Source organism: Shinella sp. G-2, from assembly GCF_050172695.1.
Taxonomy (GTDB): Bacteria; Pseudomonadota; Alphaproteobacteria; order Rhizobiales; family Rhizobiaceae; genus Shinella.
Window position 1 is genome coordinate 226,697 of record NZ_JBBEYH010000001.1, and the last position, 21,578, is coordinate 248,274.

General features: G+C 64.2%; 23 protein-coding genes. 17 read left to right on the forward strand and 6 right to left on the reverse strand.

The genetic code is table 11. From position 1 onward, the window contains the following. The 12 genes from V8U06_RS01175 (at position 1) to V8U06_RS01230 (ending at position 9,675) form a co-directional block, all read left to right on the forward strand. A complete protein-coding gene (locus V8U06_RS01175; RefSeq protein ID WP_427139155.1) occupies positions 1 to 621 on the forward strand; it encodes a hypothetical protein in 621 nt (206 codons plus the stop codon). After that, positions 618 to 1,049, forward strand: coding sequence for a DUF6950 family protein (locus tag V8U06_RS01180; protein WP_427139156.1), 432 nt, complete (start codon positions 618 to 620; stop codon positions 1,047 to 1,049). The genes V8U06_RS01175 and V8U06_RS01180 overlap by 4 nt, the downstream gene beginning before the upstream one ends. Position 1,050: 1 nt before the next feature. After that, a complete protein-coding gene (locus V8U06_RS01185; protein WP_427139157.1) occupies positions 1,051 to 3,870 on the forward strand; it encodes a phage tail protein in 2,820 nt (939 codons plus the stop codon). Continuing rightward, complete coding sequence (locus V8U06_RS01190) at positions 3,867 to 5,393, forward strand: hypothetical protein (RefSeq protein WP_427139158.1); 1,527 nt, start codon at positions 3,867 to 3,869, stop codon at positions 5,391 to 5,393. Before V8U06_RS01185 ends, V8U06_RS01190 begins: the two co-directional genes overlap by 4 nt. A gap of 8 nt (positions 5,394 to 5,401) precedes the next feature. After that, on the forward strand, positions 5,402 to 5,671 hold the full coding sequence (locus V8U06_RS01195) for a hypothetical protein (protein WP_427139159.1): 270 nt from the start codon (positions 5,402 to 5,404) through the stop codon (positions 5,669 to 5,671). Then, positions 5,668 to 6,750 (forward strand): hypothetical protein, encoded by a 1,083-nt coding sequence (locus V8U06_RS01200; protein WP_427139160.1) that lies wholly within the window; start codon positions 5,668 to 5,670, stop codon positions 6,748 to 6,750. The genes V8U06_RS01195 and V8U06_RS01200 overlap by 4 nt, the downstream gene beginning before the upstream one ends. Further along, the gene (locus V8U06_RS01205; protein ID WP_427139161.1) at positions 6,750 to 7,109 is read left to right on the forward strand and encodes a hypothetical protein; all 360 of its coding nucleotides are present in this window, start codon (positions 6,750 to 6,752) and stop codon (positions 7,107 to 7,109) included. The genes V8U06_RS01200 and V8U06_RS01205 overlap by 1 nt, the downstream gene beginning before the upstream one ends. Continuing rightward, complete coding sequence (locus V8U06_RS01210; protein ID WP_427139162.1) at positions 7,099 to 7,335, forward strand: hypothetical protein; 237 nt, start codon at positions 7,099 to 7,101, stop codon at positions 7,333 to 7,335. Before V8U06_RS01205 ends, V8U06_RS01210 begins: the two co-directional genes overlap by 11 nt. Then, positions 7,322 to 7,633, forward strand: coding sequence for a hypothetical protein (locus V8U06_RS01215; RefSeq protein ID WP_427139163.1), 312 nt, complete (start codon positions 7,322 to 7,324; stop codon positions 7,631 to 7,633). The genes V8U06_RS01210 and V8U06_RS01215 overlap by 14 nt, the downstream gene beginning before the upstream one ends. Positions 7,634 to 7,794: 161 nt before the next feature. Continuing rightward, positions 7,795 to 8,601, forward strand: coding sequence for a DNA adenine methylase (locus V8U06_RS01220; protein WP_427139164.1), 807 nt, complete (start codon positions 7,795 to 7,797; stop codon positions 8,599 to 8,601). Then, on the forward strand, positions 8,598 to 8,786 hold the full coding sequence (locus V8U06_RS01225; RefSeq protein WP_427139165.1) for a Com family DNA-binding transcriptional regulator: 189 nt from the start codon (positions 8,598 to 8,600) through the stop codon (positions 8,784 to 8,786). Before V8U06_RS01220 ends, V8U06_RS01225 begins: the two co-directional genes overlap by 4 nt. Continuing rightward, positions 8,767 to 9,675: a DNA cytosine methyltransferase gene (locus tag V8U06_RS01230; RefSeq protein ID WP_427139166.1), complete on the forward strand. Its 909-nt coding sequence runs from the start codon at positions 8,767 to 8,769 to the stop codon at positions 9,673 to 9,675. Before V8U06_RS01225 ends, V8U06_RS01230 begins: the two co-directional genes overlap by 20 nt. Here the strand turns inward: V8U06_RS01230 and V8U06_RS01235 are convergent. Together V8U06_RS01235 and V8U06_RS01240 are read right to left on the reverse strand one after the other, a co-directional pair. Continuing rightward, the gene (locus V8U06_RS01235; protein ID WP_427139167.1) at positions 9,650 to 10,384 is read right to left on the reverse strand and encodes an SOS response-associated peptidase; all 735 of its coding nucleotides are present in this window, start codon (positions 10,382 to 10,384) and stop codon (positions 9,650 to 9,652) included. The two genes, V8U06_RS01230 and V8U06_RS01235, sit on opposite strands and share 26 nt — an antisense overlap. Positions 10,385 to 10,637: 253 nt before the next feature. Next, positions 10,638 to 11,123 carry a hypothetical protein gene (locus V8U06_RS01240; protein ID WP_427139168.1) on the reverse strand — a complete coding sequence of 162 codons (486 nt, stop codon included), beginning with the start codon at positions 11,121 to 11,123 and terminating at the stop codon, positions 10,638 to 10,640. 148 nt (positions 11,124 to 11,271) lie between these two features. Between V8U06_RS01240 and V8U06_RS01245 the strand changes: the two genes are divergently transcribed. The 3 genes from V8U06_RS01245 (at position 11,272) to V8U06_RS01255 (ending at position 14,142) form a co-directional block, all read left to right on the forward strand. Continuing rightward, entirely contained in the window at positions 11,272 to 11,418 is a 147-nt protein-coding gene (locus V8U06_RS01245) for a hypothetical protein (RefSeq protein WP_427139169.1), read from the forward strand. A gap of 220 nt (positions 11,419 to 11,638) precedes the next feature. After that, positions 11,639 to 12,355: an AAA family ATPase gene (locus V8U06_RS01250; protein ID WP_427139170.1), complete on the forward strand. Its 717-nt coding sequence runs from the start codon at positions 11,639 to 11,641 to the stop codon at positions 12,353 to 12,355. A 263-nt stretch (positions 12,356 to 12,618) separates the two neighbouring features. Continuing rightward, positions 12,619 to 14,142: a methyl-accepting chemotaxis protein gene (locus V8U06_RS01255; protein WP_427139171.1), complete on the forward strand. Its 1,524-nt coding sequence runs from the start codon at positions 12,619 to 12,621 to the stop codon at positions 14,140 to 14,142. 50 nt (positions 14,143 to 14,192) lie between these two features. Here the strand turns inward: V8U06_RS01255 and V8U06_RS01260 are convergent, their stop codons facing one another. Further along, complete coding sequence (locus tag V8U06_RS01260) at positions 14,193 to 15,386, reverse strand: glycoside hydrolase family 5 protein (RefSeq protein ID WP_427139172.1); 1,194 nt, start codon at positions 15,384 to 15,386, stop codon at positions 14,193 to 14,195. Between the two features lie 151 nt (positions 15,387 to 15,537). Beyond that, positions 15,538 to 16,854: a L,D-transpeptidase family protein gene (locus V8U06_RS01265; protein ID WP_427139557.1), complete on the reverse strand. Its 1,317-nt coding sequence runs from the start codon at positions 16,852 to 16,854 to the stop codon at positions 15,538 to 15,540. Between the two features lie 330 nt (positions 16,855 to 17,184). Here V8U06_RS01265 and V8U06_RS01270 point away from each other — a divergent pair, with 330 nt between their 5' ends. Both V8U06_RS01270 and V8U06_RS01275 read left to right on the forward strand, forming a co-directional pair. Further along, on the forward strand, positions 17,185 to 18,039 hold the full coding sequence (locus tag V8U06_RS01270; protein ID WP_427139173.1) for a DUF4432 family protein: 855 nt from the start codon (positions 17,185 to 17,187) through the stop codon (positions 18,037 to 18,039). Positions 18,040 to 18,108: 69 nt separating this feature from the next. After that, a complete protein-coding gene (locus V8U06_RS01275) occupies positions 18,109 to 18,447 on the forward strand; it encodes a TIGR01244 family sulfur transferase (RefSeq protein ID WP_427139174.1) in 339 nt (112 codons plus the stop codon). A gap of 185 nt (positions 18,448 to 18,632) precedes the next feature. Here the strand turns inward: V8U06_RS01275 and V8U06_RS01280 are convergent, their stop codons facing one another. Together V8U06_RS01280 and V8U06_RS01285 are read right to left on the reverse strand one after the other, a co-directional pair. Then, positions 18,633 to 20,282, reverse strand: coding sequence for a thiamine pyrophosphate-binding protein (locus tag V8U06_RS01280; RefSeq protein ID WP_427139175.1), 1,650 nt, complete (start codon positions 20,280 to 20,282; stop codon positions 18,633 to 18,635). Continuing rightward, positions 20,279 to 21,475, reverse strand: coding sequence for a CaiB/BaiF CoA transferase family protein (locus tag V8U06_RS01285; RefSeq protein ID WP_427139176.1), 1,197 nt, complete (start codon positions 21,473 to 21,475; stop codon positions 20,279 to 20,281). The genes V8U06_RS01280 and V8U06_RS01285 overlap by 4 nt, the downstream gene beginning before the upstream one ends. Between the last annotated feature and the right edge of the window lie 103 nt (positions 21,476 to 21,578).

Here is a 21,578-nt window from a genome sequence, read left to right on the forward strand (position 1 = left end):
ATGCGCAGCCAGCCGCTTTCCTACACGACCGCGCTCGCAGCCGCTCCCGCCGATGGTCTTGTCGTCCGCATCGCCATTTGGGTCGAGGCCCGCAACCGTGCGACCGGCGCCGTCGAGACCATCGGCTGGTGGGATGGAGAAGAGGACGCGAACCTCTCTGTCATCCGGGGCCGCGACGGCTTGACCGTCACCCGGCCGTACTATGGCGGCGCGCCGATCAAGCTCGGCGATATCGTCCGCACCTCGGGCCTCACGGTCGAGACTTTGTCCATCGACGTGTCCGAGCTTGCCGACGCCGTGCGCGTCGCCGTGCGCACCCATGACGTGGCGGACGCACCGATCGAAGTTCACGAGATCCTGATGTCGCCGGAGACCGGCCGTCCTCTCGATCCCGATCTGCCGGTGTTTCAGGGGATCGTCGACGGCGCCCCGATCAAAATACCGCGTATCGGCGGCCAGGGCAGCGTCGCGCTGAAGTGCGTCTCGGAAATGATGGCGCTGCTGGATCGCGGCAACCCGGAAAAGTCCTCGTACGAAGCGCAGCTCGAGCGCGACGGCGACGAATGGAACCTCTATGCCGGCGCGGTCGAGACGTGGGACGTCAAGTGGGGTCAGGCATGACCCCGGCCGCGCTCACCCGTCTGCCGAACTGGCGCTCGCGGCTTGAAGCCGTGATGGACGATATCCGCCTGCGCCCGTTCGAATGGCACACTCACGACTGTGGCCGCGGCCTCGCCGCCCGAGTGGTCATGGCCGTCACCGGGGTCGATATCGGCGCGCAGTATGACGGCGAGTACCACGATGCGGCGTCCGCTGCCCGTCTGATCCGAAGCCACGGCTTTGCCTCACTCGGCGACCTTGTGGCCAGCCTTCTGCCGGCGGTGCATCCGAGCCAGGCGCAGCTTGGCGATATCGCCGCGATCCGCATGGACGGCCCCATCGGTCACGCCCTCGGCGTCGTCAACGGGGAGCGCATCCTGGTGCTCATGGATATCGGCTATGGCACCGTCGATCTCCTCGATGCCGAAGTCTGCTTCAAGGTGGGCTGACGTGATCAGGGTTCTGCTTTTCCTCTTCCTGTTCCTGACCCTTTCGTCGTCGGCCGAGGCCGCGCCCATCGGCGCGGCGATCGCCGCCGTCTCCTCCTGGTGGGCCGGTGCAAGCGTGTTCCTGAAGTTCGGCGTCATGCTGGCGATCAACGTCGGCAGCGGGCTCCTGGAACAGTACCGCGCGAAGAAAGCGGCCCGGAAAGCCAATGAGCAGAGCCGCGGCGTCACGCTGCAGATGCAGATGGGCGATACGCTGTCTCGCTCCTACCTCATCGGGACGCATCCCACGGCCGGCCGGCGAAACTACGCCGGATCGTGGGGGGAAGACGGAAAGACCCCCAACGCCTTCCTGGTCGACGTGCGCGAGATCTCGTTCCTGCCGTCACATGCAGGGCCGACCGGCCTGCAGGAGCTGCGGATCGCCGATCGTTATGTGACCATCCTCTGGGCGGAACCGGACCCGGAAGGCCGCGGTTACCCGGTGCTGGAATATCGCGTGAACGGCCGCGACAATTTCTGGGTCCACTATCTCGATGGCACGCAGACGGCTGCGCACCCGTACCTGCTTGCCAAGTTCGCCGCCGCCGAACGCCCGTGGAAGCCCACCATGATCGGCCGCGGCTGCCAGGCCGTCATTGTCACCCTGCGCCGCAACGACGAGGTCTTCAGGTCCGGCCTGCCGGAAATGCTCTTCCGGCCCGCACCCATGCGGCTTTACAACCTCTGCAAGGACAGCAGCAAAGGCGGCAGCGGCACCCATCGATGGGAGGACCCATCGACCTGGGAGCCGTCCGACATCCTTCCCGTCATGGCCTACAACGTGGCGCGCGGCCTCTACTACAACGGCCGATGGGTGCACGGCGGTCGCAACTTTGCGCACCATCGTCTGCCGGCATCGTCCTGGATGGCCGCGATAACGGAAGCCGAGCGCGACATGGGCGGCGGCCGCCGCCAGTTCCGAGGTGGGCTTGAGGTCCGCGTTGAGGAAAGCGGCCTCTCGATCCTCGAAAAGTTCCGCGCCGGATGCGCTGGCCGTTATGCCGAAGTCGGTGGCTCGCTCAAGATGCTGGTCGGCGCTCCGGCCGCCGCCGTCTGGACGATGACCGACGAAACCGTCGTTGTGACGCGCGATCAGGATTTCGAGCCGTTCCCGAGCACGAAGCGCCGCGTCAACACGATCCGTCCGACCTATCCCGAGCCCGCGACCGGCTGGCGCCCCAAGGAAGGCAAGGCGCGCAGCGCGGCCGCGCTCGTGGAGCGCGACGGCGGCGAGGAGCTGGCGATCGACGTCAATCTGGAAGTCGTCAGCGATGCCGCCCAGGTCGACGCCATCAGCGCCACGATGATCGATGAGGCCCAGCGCTGGCGCACCCACCGGCAGGTCCTGCCGCCGAGCGCTCGGCCGCTGGAGCCGAACGACGTCATCGCCTACACCAGCGACCGCAACAGCTACGGGAATAAGAAGTTCATCATTTCCCAAATCCGGCGCCTGACCGGTTGCCTCTGGGAAGTGACGTACCAGGAGTTGGACCCGTCCGACTATGACCCTAAGCCCGGCTATCTTCCGCCGGTCACCGGTCCCACCGGACCGATCCCGACGCCGGTCCAGGTGCTGGCAGGTTTCACGGCCGTCAAGTCGTCTATCAACGACAGCGCCGGCAATGCCCGCCGTCCGGCCATCCTGGTCGGCTGCCCGCCGGACCTCGACGACGTCACCGCGATCCACATCCAGATCCGCGTCAAGACGACGCTCGCCCTGGTCTTCGACAATGCCGCCAGCGCGCCCTATCCGAAACCCGGTTCGGGCGGCGCATACACATGGCTGTTGTCGGGCGCCTGGTGCGTGCCGGCGGGCGGCTATCTCGTCCGTGGCCGCCTCGTGCCGGGCAGCAACCGTCCGACCGAATGGTGCGCCGACATAGAAGTCATCGTCGATGACATCCGGCTTGGCGACCAGGACGTGTTCCTGCCCGGCGTAATCGAAGAGGTGCAGGAGCGTTTGAAGGGCCTTCACGAATGGCTCGGCACCGGCACGCGCGACCTCATCGAAAGCTCGCGGAAGAATGTCCTTCTCGACATCGACGCCGATGTCGGCCGCTATGCGCAGGTCCAGATGGTCCGCCAGGAGGTCACGGCCACGGCGCAGGGCGTCAGTGCCAAGGCGACGGCCGAGCTGCTCGCGGCCACCGGCGCCGGGTCCGCGATCGCGCAGAGCCTGACCGCCCTCAATGCGGCGGTGTTCGACCAGACAAGCGGCCTCAAGGCGACCGCAGCCGCGCTTGTCGCGACGACGACGCGCGTCACAACGGCCGAGGGCCAGATCAGCACGCTGTCCCAAAACCTCGTGGATCTTACCACCACGGTCGGCAGCAAGGCCTCGGCCGCTGCTCTCGACCTGTTGCAGACGCAGGTCACGCAACAGGGCAACACCCTGACGGCGACGGCCAATTCGTTGACGTCACTCACCACGACGGTCGGCAAGTTTTCCGCCAACGGCATGTTCAGGATCTCGGTCGAGGCGACGCCGGCCGGCTCGCGCTCGCGCATCGGCCTCTCGGCCGCAGCGGATGGTGTCGAGGGCAGTTCGGCAGCGGCTCTTTTCTTGGAGGCGATTGCCGGTGGAAAGAGCATCGCGGTGGTCGAGGCGGACGCCTTCTATGTTCGCAACGGCACCGGCCGCGAGCCGGTCTTCGCGGTCTCCGGCGGCATCGTGCGCATGATCCTTGCCTACATCGGCACTATCCGCAGCGGCCGTCTGCTGTCCCTCAATTCGAAGGTCGATTTCGACCTCGATAACGGGAGGTTGATCTTCAAATCATGACGGCAGTTCTTTTCGGATTTGACTATGCCGGCGTGCAGTCGCTCAAGATCACCAAGGGCACGATCGACCCTGTGACGGAGCCTGACAGCAATGTCGGCTCGTTCCTCTTCAACAGCAAATGGGCGGCCGACTACAAACTTTCCGGCATCGACATGATGGACCAGGTCGGCGCTTCGACGTTCTGGCCGGCCGGCACCGGCCTGACGAACTACACCAAGTATTCGGAGCTGACTTATCCGGCCGGCCAGACGAGCTATTTCCGCAAGGCGCACTTCCCAACGCTGCCGTTTGAATACGACTTGCCGCTCTGCGAGGTGAAGTCGCGGCGGATTTCGAACGGCCGGTTTATCGGTTCTTTGGTCAGCGAAGTGCTCGCCGGATACGAAAACCGTGGCGGCAACTGGCGCACGGCCGGCCGGGAATGGGCGGGCTGGGGCAAGGGCATGACGGTGGCCTACAACAGCACCACCGGCTCGATCTCCTCCGGCTCGGTCGTCACCAACTATTTTAGTCAGCCCGCCGGCGTGACCAACGAGGTGTTTTACAACAACCTGGTCGTATGGCGCTTGCCCGGCGATGAGACGGCCGTGCTCGATGGCGCACCGGTCGCCCCTGTGTCCGGACAGCATGCCATCGAGATCGACAGCGCCGGCGTACGCATTGCTAAGCCCGGTTTCGATGCCCGGACCGCGACGCCGACACAGATGGCGCTCGATACGGCGAGGCACCCGACCAAGGTCATCGGCGCGGCCGACGTCGCTTGCCCGGCGGGCGTCTCCTATTATGACATCGGCGTCACCATTCCGGCCGGCGCCGTCGCGGACGTGCATTTCTACCAGGGCAGCGTGATCTTGTATCCCGCCAATCCAGTGGCCACGCCCTTTGGGGCTGAGTACTGGTTCGACGGGTCGCGCATCTATTTTAACAACACGTTCGCGGCCTGCCGGGCCCGTTTCATTGTCTACGCGATCGGCACCGACGCGCCGACCAGCGGAGCAAACGATGTGCTGCGCCAGTTCAACGATGGTTCGCAGGAAGTCTTCCAAATCCTCCGGCCGGGTGCGGCCGCAAACCCGAACTGGGCCGATATCGTCATCGACAGCCGCTGGCCGTGCATCCAGATCCTCGCGCAGGGCTTCATCGGCGTGGGCGCGGGCGACCTGACGCACGTCGTCGATTTTAACGGCAACGGCTGTTTTCCGATGGTCAAGTATATGACTGTCCATGGAGCCAGCGGAGCGACGACGCCGTCGCCCTACGTCCTTTCCTACAGCAAGCTTGTCCGCCAGCCGTTCACCAACGTCATCGGGAGCTACAAGGTCGGGTGGACCTACCAGCAGGGCGGCGACAGCACCTATTGCGAGCTGTCCGCCAACCAGGCCCGTTTTCGCACCTTCGTCGGCAATCCGATCCGGCGCTTTTACGCCGGGCCGTCCGATTTCACGAACGACATCATCACCTACCGGTACGACCCGTCGCCGCTCTACGGCATCCGGTATTTCATCCTCGGCATCCCGGCATAGGAGGCACCATGGAACAGCAACAGCTCGTCATCACCCCGGAAGTCCAGGCGCAAGAAGCGGCGGCGCTTGAGGGCTACTTCCGCAACCGTGGCCTTCTCCAGGCGCAGTGCATTGAGCACCTGAAGGCGGACCTGCTCGCCAAGACCGCCGAACTGGACGACGTGAAGAAGGAGGCGGCCGAGCAGCTCACCGCCCTGCAGGCGCAACTGGATGCGATCATCGCTATGATGCCGCCTGTCCGGTCCGCCGAAACTGTCATCGAGGAGCCGGCCGAATGACCTTCGCGACGCACTATAATGTCGGCACGGTGACGGTGACGGCCGGCTCCGCCAACGTGGTTGGGGTCGGGACGTTTTGGGTCGGCAATGTCGAGCCCGGCGACATCCTCTGGGTCAACGGCGTGAGTTGCCGTATTCAATCCATCGGTAGCAACACCACCCTTACCCTGGCGCGCAACTGGCCCGGCGCCACCGCCGCCGGAGCGTATTACGAAGCGTGGGCGGTGCTCGATGCGGTCGGTTACCAGCAGAAGACGAAAGAACTGCTCACGAAACTGGCCAGCGGCAACGTTGATGCGCTGGCGGGTCTCAACCCGATCGCGGATACATTCCCGTTCTTCACTGGTCCTGGGACTGCCGCCCTAGCAACTGTGACGGCACAGGCCAGAGCGTTGCTTGACGATCCGACCGTCGCCTCGATGCTGCTGACGCTCGGCATCTCGGCCGGGGTGGCCCGCCTCGCGCCGGTCGTCGCTGACTGCAATTCGGTGATGGATAGCGGCTGGACGGTCGCATCTGACACGACATCAAATAGGCCGCCGGGTGCGTCGTACTGGTTTGTCTTTACACTGTATTGGCCGAACGGCTCTCACGCCGTCCAGATAGCATGGGGAGCATTCACGACGCAGCAGCTGTCCATGAAGCGCTATCGAAACAACGATGGCTCCTGGACCGCATGGGCGGCAGCCGGATCAACGGTAGTTGGCACCGTGTCGCAAACCGGCGGCGTGCCGACCGGCGCTAGCATGCAGCGGGTGAGCAATGCTAACGGCGAAGGCATCCGGCTTGCCGATGGCACTCAAATTCTGTGGTCCTATCGTGAGGCGACCGTCATTACGAGCACGACTACCATTGCGAATTTCTGGTTCTTCCCGGCGGCGTTTGCCGCAACTCCCACGCTTAGCGTTACGGCAACGAGGGACTGGGCGGGCGGGACAGCTAGGGCTGAAAGCATGGCCACCAAGACCAGCGATGATAGCAATACCGGGTCAAATATATGGGCCAACAGTCCGACCGGGGTCATTCAGGCCAATGACAAATTCAGAATGCATGCAATCGCACTAGGAAGGTGGTTCTGATGCGAATTTCGCTATCTCCGCAGATGCGTGACGACACTCTTCAGGTTGTGAAGTATGGCGATGTGCTGATCATCAATGGTGAGGCCTTTGACTTCTCCAGCCTGCCGGATGGCGCAACCATTCCGGTCGGTATTGTGCCGTGTAATTGGTTCGCCGGCCCGGTAGAGCGGATCGACGGCGTTCTCCATATTCCGCTCGGTCTGCCATGTGGCCCATCGCCATCGCAGGCCGTCGCATTTCCCGAACCGCTCATCGACCCGCCGGACGGCCCACTGGAGTTGCCCGCCGATCCGCCGCCGCCTGTGCACTTTGAGCCGCCGGCGGAATTGTCTGAAGAGGAGACCACCGATGTGGAATGACGCAAGTAAGGCCCTCCCTCAAAACGACGGCCGCGCATGGGGCGCACGTCGCTTCGTGGTCCTCGCTGGCGGTGAGCACTACGTCGCAACGTTTGATCCTGACGGGCGGGTGATGTGGACGGACGATCACCCGGAACTGCGGCTCAACCATTTGGATGACTGGCGGTACACGGGCGAAATTGAGGACGTGGAACTATGGATGGAGATACCCGATGTGGAAGCCTGATCCGTCTCAGATCATCACGGCCGAGCAAAAGGCGGCGGAGGCTCGCGCCGCCCGGCTCGTGCCGCTTTCGCCTCGTCAGCTTTGGCTGGTCGCCTCGCGGATCGGCATCACCAAGGTCCAGGTGCTCGCCCTCGTCGACGTGATGGAGGATCAGGAGGCGGCATCCGACCTTCGCATCGAGATCACCGAGGCAACGACCTTCGAGCGCGGCCACCCCGCCATGGACGATCTGGCGGGCCTCCTGGCGATCCCGGCCGAGCAGTTCGACGATCTCTGGATCTGGGCCGCCACGTTCTGAAAGCTCGCCGCCCGAAATGACCGGGCGGCCGAGGCGCGCAAACGCCTCAAGCGACGGGCCTAAGTTTGGCGACCTGACCCGTCCGACAGCAGCAAAACACAACCGTCGCACCCGTACCCTGCAGGGCGGATCACGTGTGACTGAGTCGTGTGGTTTTTGAAATGATGAATATGCAACCGGTCACCCCGGTTTCCCCCGCCGCCCCCTACATCGGCGGCAAGCGCGTGCTTTCCAAGACGATCATCCGCAAGATCAACGCAACACCTCATGACGGTTATGCCGAGCCCTTCGTCGGAATGGGCGGCATTTTCCTCCGCCGATCGCTGGCGCCCCGCATGGAGGCGATCAACGATATCAGCGGGGACGTCGCGAACCTCTTTCGCATCCTGCAGCGGCACTATCCGCAGTTCATGGAGGTGCTGCGGTTCCAAGTCACGGGCCGGCGAGAATACGAACGTCTCCTGAAGACGGACCCGACAACGTTGACCGATTTGGAGCGGGCAGCTCGGTTTCTTTACCTGCAGCGGTTGGCGTTCGGCGGGAAGACAGTCGGCCGGAGCTTCGGCATCACGAGAACTGGCGGCGCGCGCTTCAATCTCTTGAAGGTGGTGCCGCTCCTGGAGGACATCCACGAACGCCTCGCGGGTGTCGTCATCGAATGCCTGCCCTGGCGCACCTTCATGAAGCGCTACGATCGGCCGGGCATGCTCTTCTACCTCGATCCACCCTATTGGGGATCGGAGGGCGACTACGGCAAGGACGTGTTCAGCCGCGCCGAGTTCGCGGAGATGGCCGAAACTTTGAAGGGGCTTCAAAGCCGCTTCATCGTGTCCTTGAACGCCCATCCCGGCGTCTACGAAACCTTCGAGGGCTTCGAGATCGAGGAGGTCGACTGCAGCTATTCCGTTTCCGGCAAGGGCCGGAACAAGGCGGTGCGTGAGGTGATCATCACCGGAGGCAAGGCATGAGGAACGTTCGCTGCGGCTCCTGCCGTGCTCTGCTCTTTCGGGCTAGACAAAACGCCATCGCCGGAGATATCGAAATCAAGTGCCGCCGGTGCGGCACTCTCAATCACCTGAGGCCATACGAGCCCTTTAGCGATCGCCCGGAGCGACCGAAAAGGACCAACGCGTGTGGCTCTTCATTCCCCTGAGCTTTCTACCTTCACCGGCGTCGCGCTCTGCGCAGGCGTCGGTGGCCTCGAACTCGGCGTGCACATCGCCGAGCCCTCCTACCGAACTGTTTGTTACGTCGAGCGGGAAGCCTTCGTTGCGGCCACTCTCGTGGCGAGGATGGCAGACGAGACCCTGGATCAGGCTCCTGTCTGGTCTGACGTTACCACCTTCGACGGCCGCCCTTGGCGCGGCCGCGTTCATCTCCTCACTGCCGGTTATCCTTGCCAGCCCTTCAGCTTCGCCGGCCTCCGGCGCGGCGAGGACGATCCCCGGCACCTCTGGCCGCACGTCCGGCGCATCATCGAAGAGATGGCACCCGAATGGTGCTTCTTCGAAAACGTCGAAGGGCATTTGTCCCTGGGAGCCGCCACCGTCTTCCGAGAGCTTTCCGAGCTGGGCTATCGCGTCAAAGCGGGCTTGTTCAGCGCGGCAGAAGTTGGCGCATCCCACCAGCGTCGGCGGCTCTTCATTATGGCCCACGCCGACAAAGTCTCTGTCGAACAACAGGATCAATCTGGAGCTCGTGAACGGAACGTTCAGGATGCGGGACGATCCGACCCAGACGGGCAGTCAGTTGTCGATACGGATGGCGACGCGGCTCTGGATGCATATCTGGATGCTGATGGCGGCTTGCGGGGCGCGACCGACGAAGCCGTTCAGCTTCCCGTCTTCGCGCTCCCTCCATCTGACTTTGCAGGCTGGGCCGAGATCCTCGGCCGGCGACCTGACGTCCAACCCGCGTTTTTCGGACTGGCTGATGGGGTGGCCGATCGGATGGACCGATCCGATGCGGCCGGTAACGGGGTGGTCAGCCTGGCTGCGGCTTATGCGTGGCGAACTCTCAAAGCAGCCCACCTGATGGGGTAACCGGCCCGCGTTGAACTATGACGAGCTCGTCATCTGGCAGTGGGCGCTGCAGCGCCCGTGCCTCCGGCCAGTCGGCCGTGAGCCACGTCTCCACCTCTTCGCCCTTGCGCAAGATGACCGGCATCGCCTTCCAGTGGATGGGCTTCACAATGTTGTTGGGGTCGGTGGTCAAGAAGCCGTAGAGGTCGATTGTTTGAAGGCCATCCTTTATCTTTCGGACACTTTCCCACTGAGGAACCCAAATCCCGGCAAAAAAGGCTAGGGGCTCCGTCTCGTCCAAAGCGAACCACGCGTTGGGCGTTCCTTCGCCCCAATTCGGGTCCGGCTCGGCGAAGCGCGTGAACGGCACCACGCATCTGTGCTCCACCCCCAGCCAGCGGGTCCAATGTTTGGAATCGGTGCGGCGCACGTTGGTCGTGCCGCGATCCGGCTCCATTCGTAACAGGGCGTCGAAATCGACGTCCTTGCCTTTGGCCCTCAGCTTGTCGGCGCGCTTCGTCGCCGCCTCGAACAGCGCTTGCCGCGACGTGGGCAATCCCCACCGCACATGCACCATTTCCCGCTGCCCGCCGTTGTTTCTAACGATGGGGCCAAGTCGGTCAGGATACACATCGATCACGGGCTCCAGGTTGCCGAGGCCATCGACCATTGCCCGGGTTGAGGTCCTGAGCTCCTCTTGCGTCGTTCGCGCGCGGTAGAGATTGCACATCGATCCTTGCCTCCTCACGCTGCCGGCGGTGTGTAGAGTGGGCCGCGAGCCCGCTCTTCGGCCGTCCAATACGGGTAATGTTCGCGGCACCAGGTACGCCGCTGATCGCGCTTCCCGGCCTGATATCCGAGACCTCCCGGCTTGTTGCAGCCCGGATGCTCGCAGCGCTCCTCTTCTAGATGCGCTGACGTTTGCGTGGTCGGTCGGTCTTCGAGGTTCATGCTGGCTCCACAGATTGGGTTCGGACGGTTTGTCATCGCGGCAGCTTGCACAGCTTGATTTGTACCTTCCCCCTCGGCCGCTTCTTTACCTTGCAATCATCGCACGAGAGTTTCGCTTCGATGGTCGAGAAAAGGTGCCCCTTCCACCTCGCAACGTGCGGGGCATAGCGGTCTACGTGATTGTAGTAGCCGCACTGGCAAAGCGCCACGAGGCCATACCATTGCGGCAGATGTTCGAGCGTCATGCCTGCACCCGGATCGATCAGGCCCAGTGGATTAGGCTTGCCGGTGGGCGCGGTCATCGAGCCAGTGACAAATTGCCCGTTGGTTTCGACCAGGTAACAGCCAGGATATTTTTCGACGGCGGCTTGTAGCGACCCGTGCACGACGCCATTGATCGCAGTGCGCAGGGCAACCCCAAGCAGGTCGCCGCCCTCTCGATCATAAACTAGGATTTGATAATTATCTTCGCCCTCTAGACCCTTGCTGGGCGGTAGAGGGTTGGGGACGTATTCCATAGCCTTGCAACATCCTGTTCTCGCCCCCGAGAGTTTCTAGATGTTCGCCGCAGAGAGGAGATAGGGCGGCCTGCTGGATGTCGTCAAGATCGGAAATCTACTGCCATTTGAATTTGCGCGCCGCGCCATTTGAATTTGCGCGCTACACGTGCTGAACGCGCGGGCCTTCGCCGACGACGTGCTGCGGCTCGTCGGTGCCGGCGAGAGCCGCAGGCTCCAGCGGTCGGAGCCGGCCGGCACGATGCGCGCCGGTTCGGCCGCCGCCGCCTTTGCCGGTGCGCCGGCAGGCCCCTGATTTCTTACCGTTAACAAATGACATCGACCCGGAGGCCGTTGATTTCTCCGGCTTTTTTATCGCGTGATACGGTATCTTCCGGCCGTCTCATTAATCTTCGCGATATGGAAATTTCCTTTTTGTTAACCCTATTTTGAAAGGTTTGATTAAGCAGGCGCCATTTCCACGGGGTCGTCTGACGAGAGCGATGACGAAGCTCGCAGCCTTCATGAGGAAAGACATGCCAGTAATCACATTTGCCAATGCCAAGGGCGGCGCGGGCAAGACCACCGCGGCGCTGATCCTGGCCACCGAGCTTGCCAGTCAGGGGCACCGCGTCACCATTCTCGACGCGGATCCGCAGCGCTGGATCAGCCACTGGCACGAGATTTCCGGCCGCCAGCGCAACATCGCCGTCATTTCGGAAGTCTCCATGGCCTCCATCCAGGGGCACATCCGCGAGAACAGCGCGGCGACGGACTATTTCATCGTCGACCTCGCCGGTGCGCGCGATGCGCTGGTCGCAACGGCCATCGGCCTTTCCGACCATGTGATGATCCCCGTGCAGGGCTGTGCGATGGATGCGCGCGGCGCGGCGCAGATCCTCGAGCTCCTGAAACAACTCGACGAGAAGGCGGGCATCCGCATCAACCATTCGGTCGTGCTGACGCGGATGAACTCGATGGTCACGACCCGCGCGATGACGGCGATCAAGACGTTGCTTTCGGCCCGCGGCGTCACCGTGCTCGACACGCCCATCGGCGAGCGCACCGCCTTCCGCGACATCTTCGACTGCGGCGGCACGCTCTATTCGATGGATCCGCTGAAGGTCAGCAATCTCGACAAGGCGCGCGAGAATGCCCGTCTCTTTGCCGAAGAGGTGCTGCGCCTGCTGCCGACGCGCAAGCGCACCGCCACGCAACGCGGCTTCTTCCGCACGCTACAGCGCGCCGCGTAAGGTCCAAGAATTTGACGAACGACAAGAACGGCTGCGACGAAGTGCGCAGCCGTTTTCACATCCGTGATCGGGGACTTGGTAATGAACAATTTACCATGACTAACCTAGTGATATCTCGTCAGAAAGCCGTTCCGCGAAGGCCCCGGCGCCTTCGGCAGCACCCATGATGGGTTGCGGGTTCGCATGCGCCGCCCCGGCGCGGCCGTCCCGATGGAGCCTTGCTGCTTTCCTCCCGTTTTTTCGCGTTGCAGGATACATCCAGAATGAAGCCAGCCCATCAGACCGCCAGCCAGAGCCACGACATCGCGCGCCGCCTGGACTATCTCGGCCTTGACGAGGCGGCGCTGAAGCGCCTGCGCACGCTGAAGCCCTTCATCGAAAAGGAAATGGGGCCGGCGCTCGACAAGTTCTATGCCATCGTTCGCAAGAGCCCGGAGGTAAGCCACCTCTTTTCCAACGACGCGCATATGAACCGCGCCAAGACGGCCCAGCTCGGCCATTGGGCGAATATCGCGGCCGGCGATTTCACAGGCGACTATGCCTCCAAAGTGCAGACCATCGGCCATGTGCACGCCCGCATCGGTCTTGCGCCGCGCTGGTATATCGGCGGCTATGCGCTGATTGTCGAGCACCTGCTGACGGAGGCCGTGAAGTCGCTGTGGCCGAAGGGCGGGCTCTTCTCCCGTCAGGAGATCGGCCCGGAAGAATTCGCCGCGCGCTTTTCCACGCTGCTCAAGGCGATGTTCCTCGACATGGACCTGTCGATCTCCGTCTATCAGGACACGTCCGACGTGACCAAGCAGCAGGCGGTGCAGGCGCAGGTTCTCGCCGAGGAGCGCCAGCTCGTCAGCGATTCCTTCGGTGCGGCGCTCAAGCGCATTTCCGACGGCGACCTGACGACGCGCATCACCGGGGCCTTGCCGGAGGCCTATGAATCGCTGCGCGAGGACTTCAACCACGCCATTTCCACCCTGTCGCAGGCCATCGGCAATATCGGCGTCGGCGCCGGTTCCATTCATCTCAGCGCCCGGGAGATCGCCGCTGCTTCCGACGACCTTGCCAAGCGCACCGAGCGGCAGGCGGCAAACCTCGAGGAAACGGCGGCGGCCGTCGAACAGGTGACGACCACCGTGCGCCAGACGGCGCAGAGCGCCAACGAGGCGAACGCGCTCGTCATGGCGGCACGCGACAATGCCCAGCGTAGCGGCGAAGTGGTGGAGGAGGCGATCACCGCCATGGGCGAGATCCAGGCTTCGTCCGCCGCCATTGCCAATATCATCGAAGTGATCGACGAGATCGCGTTCCAGACGAACCTCCTGGCGCTCAATGCCGGCATCGAGGCCGCGCGGGCGGGCGAGGCGGGCCGCGGTTTCGCCGTCGTCGCCTCGGAAGTGCGGGCGCTCGCCCAGCGCTGCGCCGATGCCGCCAAGGACATCCAGAACCTCATCGCCAAGTCCCACGGCCAGGTCGAGGACGGGGTGCGCTCGGTGGGCGAGGTGGCGCAGTCGCTGCGCCAGATCGTGTCGCAGGTCGTCGAGGTCAGCGCCGTGTTCAACGCCATCCGCGCCAGCACGGCCGAGCAGGCGACCGGCCTGCAGGCGGTCAACCAGGCGGTCAACGCCATGGACCAGATCACCCAGCAGAATGCCGCGATGGTGGAAGAGGCCAATGCCGCCAGCCAGGCGCTGACGCAGGAAGCCGCCTCCATCGCCGCCCAGCTCAGCGCCTTCCGCACCGGCGGTACGGCGCAGCCGGCCGTCGGTTCGGGCTATACACGCGCGGCCTGAGTGGCCCTCCTATCGAAAAGGCCGGGCAGTTCGCGCTGCCCGGCCTTTTGTCATTTCTGCATGTGGGCCTTCAGAAGGTCCATCAGCTTGCCGTTGCGGGGCAGCGTGTCCGCCTTGCCCTGTTCGGAAAGCCAGTAGAACTGGCCGGGCTTCACCTTGGCCGGCAATTCATAGTCCATGCCTTCCCATTCGTCCTCGCGGAAGGAGTAGAAGGCCCAATGGCCGCCCTTTGCCTCCACCGTGTCCATGACGTCGGTGAGGTAGGCGCCGCAGTCGGCCCACAGGCGCATGCAGCCGAATTCGGCCGCGACGACGCGGGTCGGCGGCAGACCCTGGGTCTTCGCCCAGTCGAAGGCGGTGCCGATATGGTCGGCGACGGCCTTGCCGTCCCATGTCAGCTTGCCGCCGGCATAGTCCGTCTCGACGCCCGGATAGCGGAACGGCGCCTTGCGCTTCATGTTCGGCGCGCTCGTCGCGTCGTAGGGTTCGTACATGTGGAAGGCATAGAGCACCCTGTCGTCGGCAAGGCGCTTCGGCCAGGACGCCAGGGCGCGCGGATTGGCATAGTAGCCGCCATCGACCATGACAGGCGTAACGGGATCGACGGTGCGGATCGCCTCGATGACGCGGGCATAGAGCTTCGGCAGATCACGCGGGGTGTCCGCGTTCTTCGCCTGCCAGGCGATGATGTCTTCCATGGAGCCGTTCTCGGCAAGGCCCGTCGTCTTTTCCGGCGCCGGCTCGTTGAGGAGATTGTAGGCGGCAACGGCGGGATGGTCCTTCAGGGCGTCCGCAAGATCGTGCCAGAAGGCCGCCGCCTGTTCGGCGAAGGCAGGGTCGGACCAGAGCCGGTCATCGAATTTGCCGTCATTCTGCTGCTTCCAGCGGGCGCCGGGCAGGCTGAGCGGCGTCACCACGACCTTGAGGCCGGCGGCATGGGCGGCGTCGAGCGTCTTGCGCAGCGTCGCGATATCCTTTGCCGGCAGGCCCTTGTAGCCGTCGGCGTTACCGATCAGGAAATCCCGGCCTTCGCCCTTCCACTTGCTGAAGGTGAGGCGCACCCAGGTGGCCCCGGTTGCCGCCAGCGCCTCGAAATAGGCCTTGTCGGGCGCAGTGGCGTTGAAGCTGTTGCCGCCCTTTTGCGGTGCGTCCCAGAAGGTCATGAGATCGGCGGTGGACGCGGCCTGCGGCAGGGCGCCGGCAAGCGCGAGGCTGAGGAGGGCGGGGCGAAGTTTTTTCAGCATGGAAAACCGGTTCTTGATGTCGATGCGGCTCCTTCGGCAGGAAAAGCGGCAATTTACGGTTCGCTTCGGGGCGAAATCGCGCCATCCAAGGAAAAAGCCGGCCCTGAGGACCGGCTTTCATCTTTGCCTGTCGCGTTTGCCTGCGGGCGTATCAGTCGACGAATTCGACCGTGACGCCGGCGCTCGTCATCTTGGCAAGTTCCGTGGCGTCCCAGTTGGTCAGGCGGATACAGCCGTGGCTCTGCGTCTTGCCGATCTTCGAGGGTTCCGGCGTGCCGTGGATGCCATAGGTGGGCTTGGACAGCGCGATCCAGACGGTGCCGACCGGGCCGTTCGGACCGGGCTGCAGGGTCAGGACCTTGTTGTTGGCGCCCTGCTGGAAATTGATCTTCGGATTGTAGGTATAGCCGGGATTGAGCGCGATGCGCTCCACCGTGACCGTGCCCGACGGCGACGGCGTGTCGGCCGAACCGATGCTGGCCGGGTAGGCGGCGATCAGCATGCCGTTCGCATCATAGGCGAGCACCTGCTTGCGGCCCTTGTCGGCGAGGATCTTGGCGACCTTGCCCGTCTTCTTCTCGCCCGTCGCGACCACCTTGATGATCGTGCCGGGAATGGTGAAGTCGACGCCGGGGTTGATCTCCTTCAGATAGGCTTCGTCCATGTGGAACTTTTCCGCGAGCATCTCCGTCGTCGAGGTGAAGGAGAGATGCGGCAGAGCGGCCTTCTGGGCATAGTCGTCGGGGATTGCCGCCACATAGGGACCGGCCGCATCCGCGGCGCTGATCTCGTAGGTGGTGAAGGCGAGACCGCCGGAAAGGCGCAGGCGCTCCAGAATGTCGTCGGCATTGTTCGGGTCGAGCGTTTCGCCCGTCGCGGTCTGCCAGGCCTCGATGGCCTTGGTGACGTTGGAGCCCTTCTTGCCGTCGATCACGCCCGGCGAAAAGCCTTCCCGGTCGAGGAACACCTGAAGCGCGGTGATCTCGGCGGAGGACATCTTGCCGAGCGCCTGGGCCGGCTCGAATTTCGGGCCGGGCACGAATTCGGCATTCGGATCGACGCCATTTTCGGGCAGCGCGGCGCTGTCATCGCCGTTGAAATCGGGCAGGGGCTGCGAGCCGCCGAAATCGCCGTCCGGCAAGGGCTGGCGTTCGATGTTGCCCGGCAGGCCTTCGCGCATTTCCGGCACGGAACTCGTCGTCAGATCGTCGCCGAAATCGGATTCGGGCGCCGGCGGGAAATAATCCGGGTTCGTTTCGGGATAACCGGGCACCGCGCGGTAGCGATCGCGCCGCGGGCGATAGTCGTCGCCGCGGGCATAGTCGCGGTTCGCCGGCATGGCGGTGGCGACGATGTTGCCCCAGTTGTCGACGAGGACGCTGCGGCCGCGATTGTCGCGCGCCCAGCGCACGCTGCCGTCGTCCGGCACGTAATCGAGGATGTCACCTTCCGGCGAAACGAGGATCATGTCGCGGGAATTGCGGCTCTGAGCTGCGGCAGGCGTGAGCGCGAATCCGAGCACGGAAGCCGCTGCAAGAAGCGAAATGCTTGTTTTGAATATCGAATTCACGATTTTGACCTGCCAGATTGCATATATCGCGCGGACGGAACACTTCAATTCGGACCTTAATATGAAAAAACTGAATCGATGGTGAACGTAACGTCAACAATGAGGGCAAAAACTTGTGATCGGTCGCGAGGGTTCCGTGAAAAGATAGGGATGGAGGACGTGCGACCCGTGGTGTTGCCGGGATTTTGCTTCTAGCATGCCGCCGTCTGCCCTTTGCCGGAGCCTCGGATGACCTTCGTCCTCACTGCCGATACGCCTGCCCATTCCTTCCGCATCGACCTGACGCCGCAATCGGTGCTGGATGTCGGCAGTGCGGTGTTTCATGGGGTCAATGTCGCACCGGGGTCGGCGGTTCCCTCCGATGGCGATCCGCGCATCGACAAGGCGCTGCCGGGGTTCCTGTTCACCTGCGGGCCGGACCATATCCGCCATCCGGTGCCGATCGAGGGGGCGAGCGACGGGCGGCGCTACCCGCTGCACGGCTCGCTCTCCTCGCATCCGGCGCAGGATATCCTGATCGAGGAAGACGAGGGGGAGATCGCCTGCGAGGGGCGCATTCCCGTTGCGCTCGCCCATGGCGGCAGGGCGGAACTTACGCGCCGCTGGCGTGCCGACCGGCGGACGGGACATATCACGCTCGACGACACGATCACCAATACGGGCGAAACGGCATGGCCGCGCTTCGGCATGTATCACATCAATTTCGGCACGGGCCTTTTCGATGAAAACACCCGGCTGACCGGTGCGATGCTGCCGGGCGGCAGCCTTCCCTGGCGCTTCGACGAGGGCGACATGAAGATCTTCTGCGTGCCGGCGGCGGAAACGGCGCAGCATGGCTGGGCGGAGATCGCGGTCGGGCCGATCGCCAGCCTCGGCGGGCGCAGCGTGCATGTCCGCTTCCGGACCGATACCTTGCCCTATCTGCAGGTCTGGCGAAACCAGTCGCCCGGTTGCGCGGTGCTCGGCATCGAGCCGGTCTCGCACCGGTTCGCCGCGCGCGCCGACCTCATCGCGGCCGGCGATGCACCGGACTTCGCGCCCGGCGAAAGCGCGGGCTATGGCCTTGCCTTCGAGGTCCGCTAGCCGCACGCGATTGACGCCTTGGCGGCACGGGCTTAAACGATAGCGCACTTGTTTCGGAAAGGACCTCCCATGGATATCCGCGAGATCAACGACGAATATTCCGTCTCCGGCCAGATCACCGTCGCCGACCTCGATGCCATCGCCGCCATGGGCTTCAAGTCCATCGTCTGCCATCGTCCGGACCATGAGGAAGCCGGCCAGCCGGAATTTGCCACCATCGCCGCCCGTGCCCAGGAACTCGGCATCGAGACGGCCCATGTGCCGGTCGGCCCCATGGGTGTTACGGCCGAAGCGGTCAACGGCATGGTGGACGCGCTCGACGAGCTGCCGCGCCCGATGCTCGGCTATTGCCGCTCCGGCATGCGCTCGACGAAGACCTACGAGCAGACGCTGCATATGCGCGGATAAGACGGGAGGGCCTGCCCCTCAACCGTCTCCAGCCCTTCTTCCCGCAGGCGGGGCGAAGGGCCCGTTGCGCTGGTTCCTGAAAATCGCGTTCCTTGCAGCAAGCCGAGGCATCGCTTCGGCGTCCTTCTCCCGTTTGCGCGGGAGAAGGTTCTAGTTGCAGGATCAGGGCGCTTGCGCCCCAAGCCTTATTTGCCGCTGCGGATATCCGAGAGCGTGCGCGTCGGCGTGATGGCTTCCGGATCGAGTTTCACTTCGATGATCGCCGGCTTGCCGCTGGCGCGGGCACGCAGGAAGGCGGGGGCGAAGTCTTCCGTCTTTTCCACCGTCTCGCCGTAACCGCCATAGGCGACGGCAAGGGCGGCGAAGTCCGGGTTGGTGAGGTCCGTCGCGCTGACGCGGCCCGGATATTCCCGCTCCTGGTGCATGCGGATCGTGCCGTAGATGCCGTTGTTGACGGCGACGGTGATGAGCGGAAGCTGGTAGCGCACGGCGGTGGCGAATTCCTGCCCATGCATCATGAAGCAGCCGTCGCCGGCAAAGCAGATGACCTCACGCTCCGGGTGGAGCTGCTTGGCAGCGACCGCGGCCGGCAGACCATAGCCCATAGAGCCGGAGGTCGGCGCGGCCTGCGTGCCGAAACGGCGGAAACGATGGAAGCGGTGCACCCAGGTGGCGTAGTTGCCGGCGCCGTTGGTGAAGATGGTGTCTTCGGCCGTGTTCTCTTCCAGCCAGGCCATGATCGGCCCCATCTGCACATTGCCGGGGCCTGTCATCGGCGGCGTCGACCATGCCAGATAGGCATCGTGCATCGCGGCCGTGCGGGCGGCCCAGCGCGGCGCGGATTTCGGTGCGAGGCCTTCCAGCGCGGCGACGAAATCGTCCGGCGCGGCGCAGATCGCAAGATCCGGGCGGTAGACGCGGCCGAGTTCCGACGGGTCGGGGTAGACATGCACCAGCTTCTGCTGCGGGTAGGGGCTCTTGATCAGGCTGTAGGTGGATGACGGCATTTCCGAGTAGCGGCCGCCGAGCAGCACGATAAGGTCGGCCTCGCGGATTTCCTTGCCGAGCGTCGGATTGATGCCGATGCCGGAATCGCCGGCATAGTTCGGGTGCTGGTGATCGAACAGCATCTGGCGGCGGAAGGAGCAGGCAACGGGCAACGACCAGCGTTCGGCAAAGGCCGTGATTCCGGCGACGCTTTCGTCCGACCAGCGCGTGCCGCCGAGGATGACGAGGGGACGTTCGGCCGTTTCGAGAAGGCCGGCGAGTTCGTCCACCTGCTTGCGGCCGGGATGGGCCTCCACCGGCATATAGGCCTGCGGCGCAACCGCCTCGACCTCGTCCGTCAGCATGTCCTCGGGCAGGGCCAGCACGACCGGGCCGGGGCGGCCGGAGGTGGCGACGGCGAAGGCGCGGGTGATGAATTCGGGGATGCGACGGGCGTCGTCGATCTCGGCCACCCATTTGGCGACCTCGGTGAAGGCGCGGCGGTATTCCACCTCCTGGAAGGCCTCGCGCTCGCGCGCATCGCGCTGCACCTGGCCGATGAAGAGGATCATCGGGATCGAATCCTGCCGTGCGATATGCAGGCCTGCCGATGCATTGGTGGCGCCGGGGCCGCGCGTGACCATGCAGATGCCCGGCTCGCCCGTCAGGCGTCCCCAGCAATCGGCCATCATCGCCGCGCCGCCTTCCTGACGGCAGACGACGACGTCGACATTGGTGTCGTGCAGCGCATCGAGCACCGCGAGGTAGCTTTCACCCGGCACGCAGGCGACGCGCTTGACGCCGTTGGCAACGAGGGCGTCGACGATCAACTGGCCACCGGTCTTCATGCGCTTTTCTTTCCTGCTTCGAGCGTTTCGAGTTCCGCCATCACGGCGTCGGTATGTTCGCCGAGCCGCGGGCTCGGGCGGTGGTAGGTGAGCGGCGTGCCGGAAAAGACGATGGGCGTGCGCACGCCGGGGATGAGATTGCCATCGGTATCGGGCAGATCGATGCGCAGGCCCCGGGCCTTCACCTGCGGGTCGTCGAAGGTTTCGGCGATGGAGTTGATCGGACCCGCCGGCACGCCCTCGCGCTCGCAGGCGGCCAGAAGATCGGCCTTGCTGATGCCGGCCGTCGCGCCTGTCACAAGCCGGCGCACCTCGTCGCGATTGGCGACGCGGGCGCGGTTGGTGGAAAAGCGCTCGTCCTCCGCGACGCCGTCGAGCTTCAGGATGCCGCAGAGCTTGCGGAACTGCCCGTCATTGCCGACGGCGAGGATGATGTGCCCATCCGATGTGGGTACGACCTCATACGGTGAGATGTTGGGATGGGCATTGCCGAGCCGCTTCGGGGCGACGCCCGAGGCGAGGAAATTCATGTTCTGGTTCGCCATGACGGCGGACTGCACGTCGAGCAGCGCCATGTCGACATGCTGGCCCTTGCCGGTCTTCATGACATGGATGAGCGCGGCCTGGATGGCGGTGACGGCATAGATGCCGGTGAAGATATCGGCGATGGCGACGCCCGCCTTCATCGGCTCGCCATCCGGTGCGCCGGTCACGGACATGAAGCCGGACATGCCCTGCACGATGTAGTCGTAGCCGGCACGGGCGGCATAGGGCCCGTCCTGGCCGAAGCCGGTGACGGAGCAATAGACGAGCTTGGGGTGCGTCTTCGCAAGGCTCTGGTAGTCGAGCCCGTATTTCGTCAGGCCCCCCACCTTGAAGTTCTCGATCACCACGTCGGCGGTGGTGATGAGGCGATGGACGATCTGGCGGCCTTCCTCCGTCTTGAGGTCGACGGCGATGGAGCGCTTGCCGCGATTGGTCGAATGGTAATAGGCGGCCGAAAGGTTTTCGCCGTCCTTGCCCGTCACGAAGGGCGGGCCCCAGGCGCGCGTATCGTCGCCGCCGTCGGGATTTTCGATCTTGATGACGTCGGCGCCCATGTCGGCCAGCATCTGGCCGGCCCAGGGCCCGGCGAGAACCCGCGCCAGTTCGATGACCCTTATGCCGGCAAGCGGCAGGTTCGACGTCTCCATCGTGTCCTCCTCCTCGACGGGCGCACGACCGCGACCGCTGGGCTTTTCGCCCGTTTCGCCTTGGATAACAAAAAGCCGCCGGGCAGGATAGCGCAAGGCGCCG

Coding starts and splice junctions, on each gene's coding strand:
- V8U06_RS01175 (WP_427139155.1), top strand. CDS start 1: ATGCGCAGCCAGCCGCTTTCCTACACGACCGCGCTCGCAGCCGCTCCC.
- V8U06_RS01180 (WP_427139156.1), top strand. CDS start 618: ATGACCCCGGCCGCGCTCACCCGTCTGCCGAACTGGCGCTCGCGGCTT.
- V8U06_RS01190 (WP_427139158.1), top strand. CDS start 3,867: ATGACGGCAGTTCTTTTCGGATTTGACTATGCCGGCGTGCAGTCGCTC.
- V8U06_RS01195 (WP_427139159.1), top strand. CDS start 5,402: ATGGAACAGCAACAGCTCGTCATCACCCCGGAAGTCCAGGCGCAAGAA.
- V8U06_RS01200 (WP_427139160.1), top strand. CDS start 5,668: ATGACCTTCGCGACGCACTATAATGTCGGCACGGTGACGGTGACGGCC.
- V8U06_RS01205 (WP_427139161.1), top strand. CDS start 6,750: ATGCGAATTTCGCTATCTCCGCAGATGCGTGACGACACTCTTCAGGTT.
- V8U06_RS01210 (WP_427139162.1), top strand. CDS start 7,099: ATGTGGAATGACGCAAGTAAGGCCCTCCCTCAAAACGACGGCCGCGCA.
- V8U06_RS01215 (WP_427139163.1), top strand. CDS start 7,322: ATGTGGAAGCCTGATCCGTCTCAGATCATCACGGCCGAGCAAAAGGCG.
- V8U06_RS01220 (WP_427139164.1), top strand. CDS start 7,795: ATGATGAATATGCAACCGGTCACCCCGGTTTCCCCCGCCGCCCCCTAC.
- V8U06_RS01225 (WP_427139165.1), top strand. CDS start 8,598: ATGAGGAACGTTCGCTGCGGCTCCTGCCGTGCTCTGCTCTTTCGGGCT.
- V8U06_RS01235 (WP_427139167.1), bottom strand. CDS start 10,384: ATGTGCAATCTCTACCGCGCGCGAACGACGCAAGAGGAGCTCAGGACC.
- V8U06_RS01240 (WP_427139168.1), bottom strand. CDS start 11,123: ATGGAATACGTCCCCAACCCTCTACCGCCCAGCAAGGGTCTAGAGGGC.
- V8U06_RS01250 (WP_427139170.1), top strand. CDS start 11,639: ATGCCAGTAATCACATTTGCCAATGCCAAGGGCGGCGCGGGCAAGACC.
- V8U06_RS01255 (WP_427139171.1), top strand. CDS start 12,619: ATGAAGCCAGCCCATCAGACCGCCAGCCAGAGCCACGACATCGCGCGC.
- V8U06_RS01260 (WP_427139172.1), bottom strand. CDS start 15,386: ATGCTGAAAAAACTTCGCCCCGCCCTCCTCAGCCTCGCGCTTGCCGGC.
- V8U06_RS01265 (WP_427139557.1), bottom strand. CDS start 16,854: ATGATCCTCGTTTCGCCGGAAGGTGACATCCTCGATTACGTGCCGGAC.
- V8U06_RS01270 (WP_427139173.1), top strand. CDS start 17,185: ATGACCTTCGTCCTCACTGCCGATACGCCTGCCCATTCCTTCCGCATC.
- V8U06_RS01275 (WP_427139174.1), top strand. CDS start 18,109: ATGGATATCCGCGAGATCAACGACGAATATTCCGTCTCCGGCCAGATC.
- V8U06_RS01280 (WP_427139175.1), bottom strand. CDS start 20,282: ATGAAGACCGGTGGCCAGTTGATCGTCGACGCCCTCGTTGCCAACGGC.
- V8U06_RS01285 (WP_427139176.1), bottom strand. CDS start 21,475: ATGGAGACGTCGAACCTGCCGCTTGCCGGCATAAGGGTCATCGAACTG.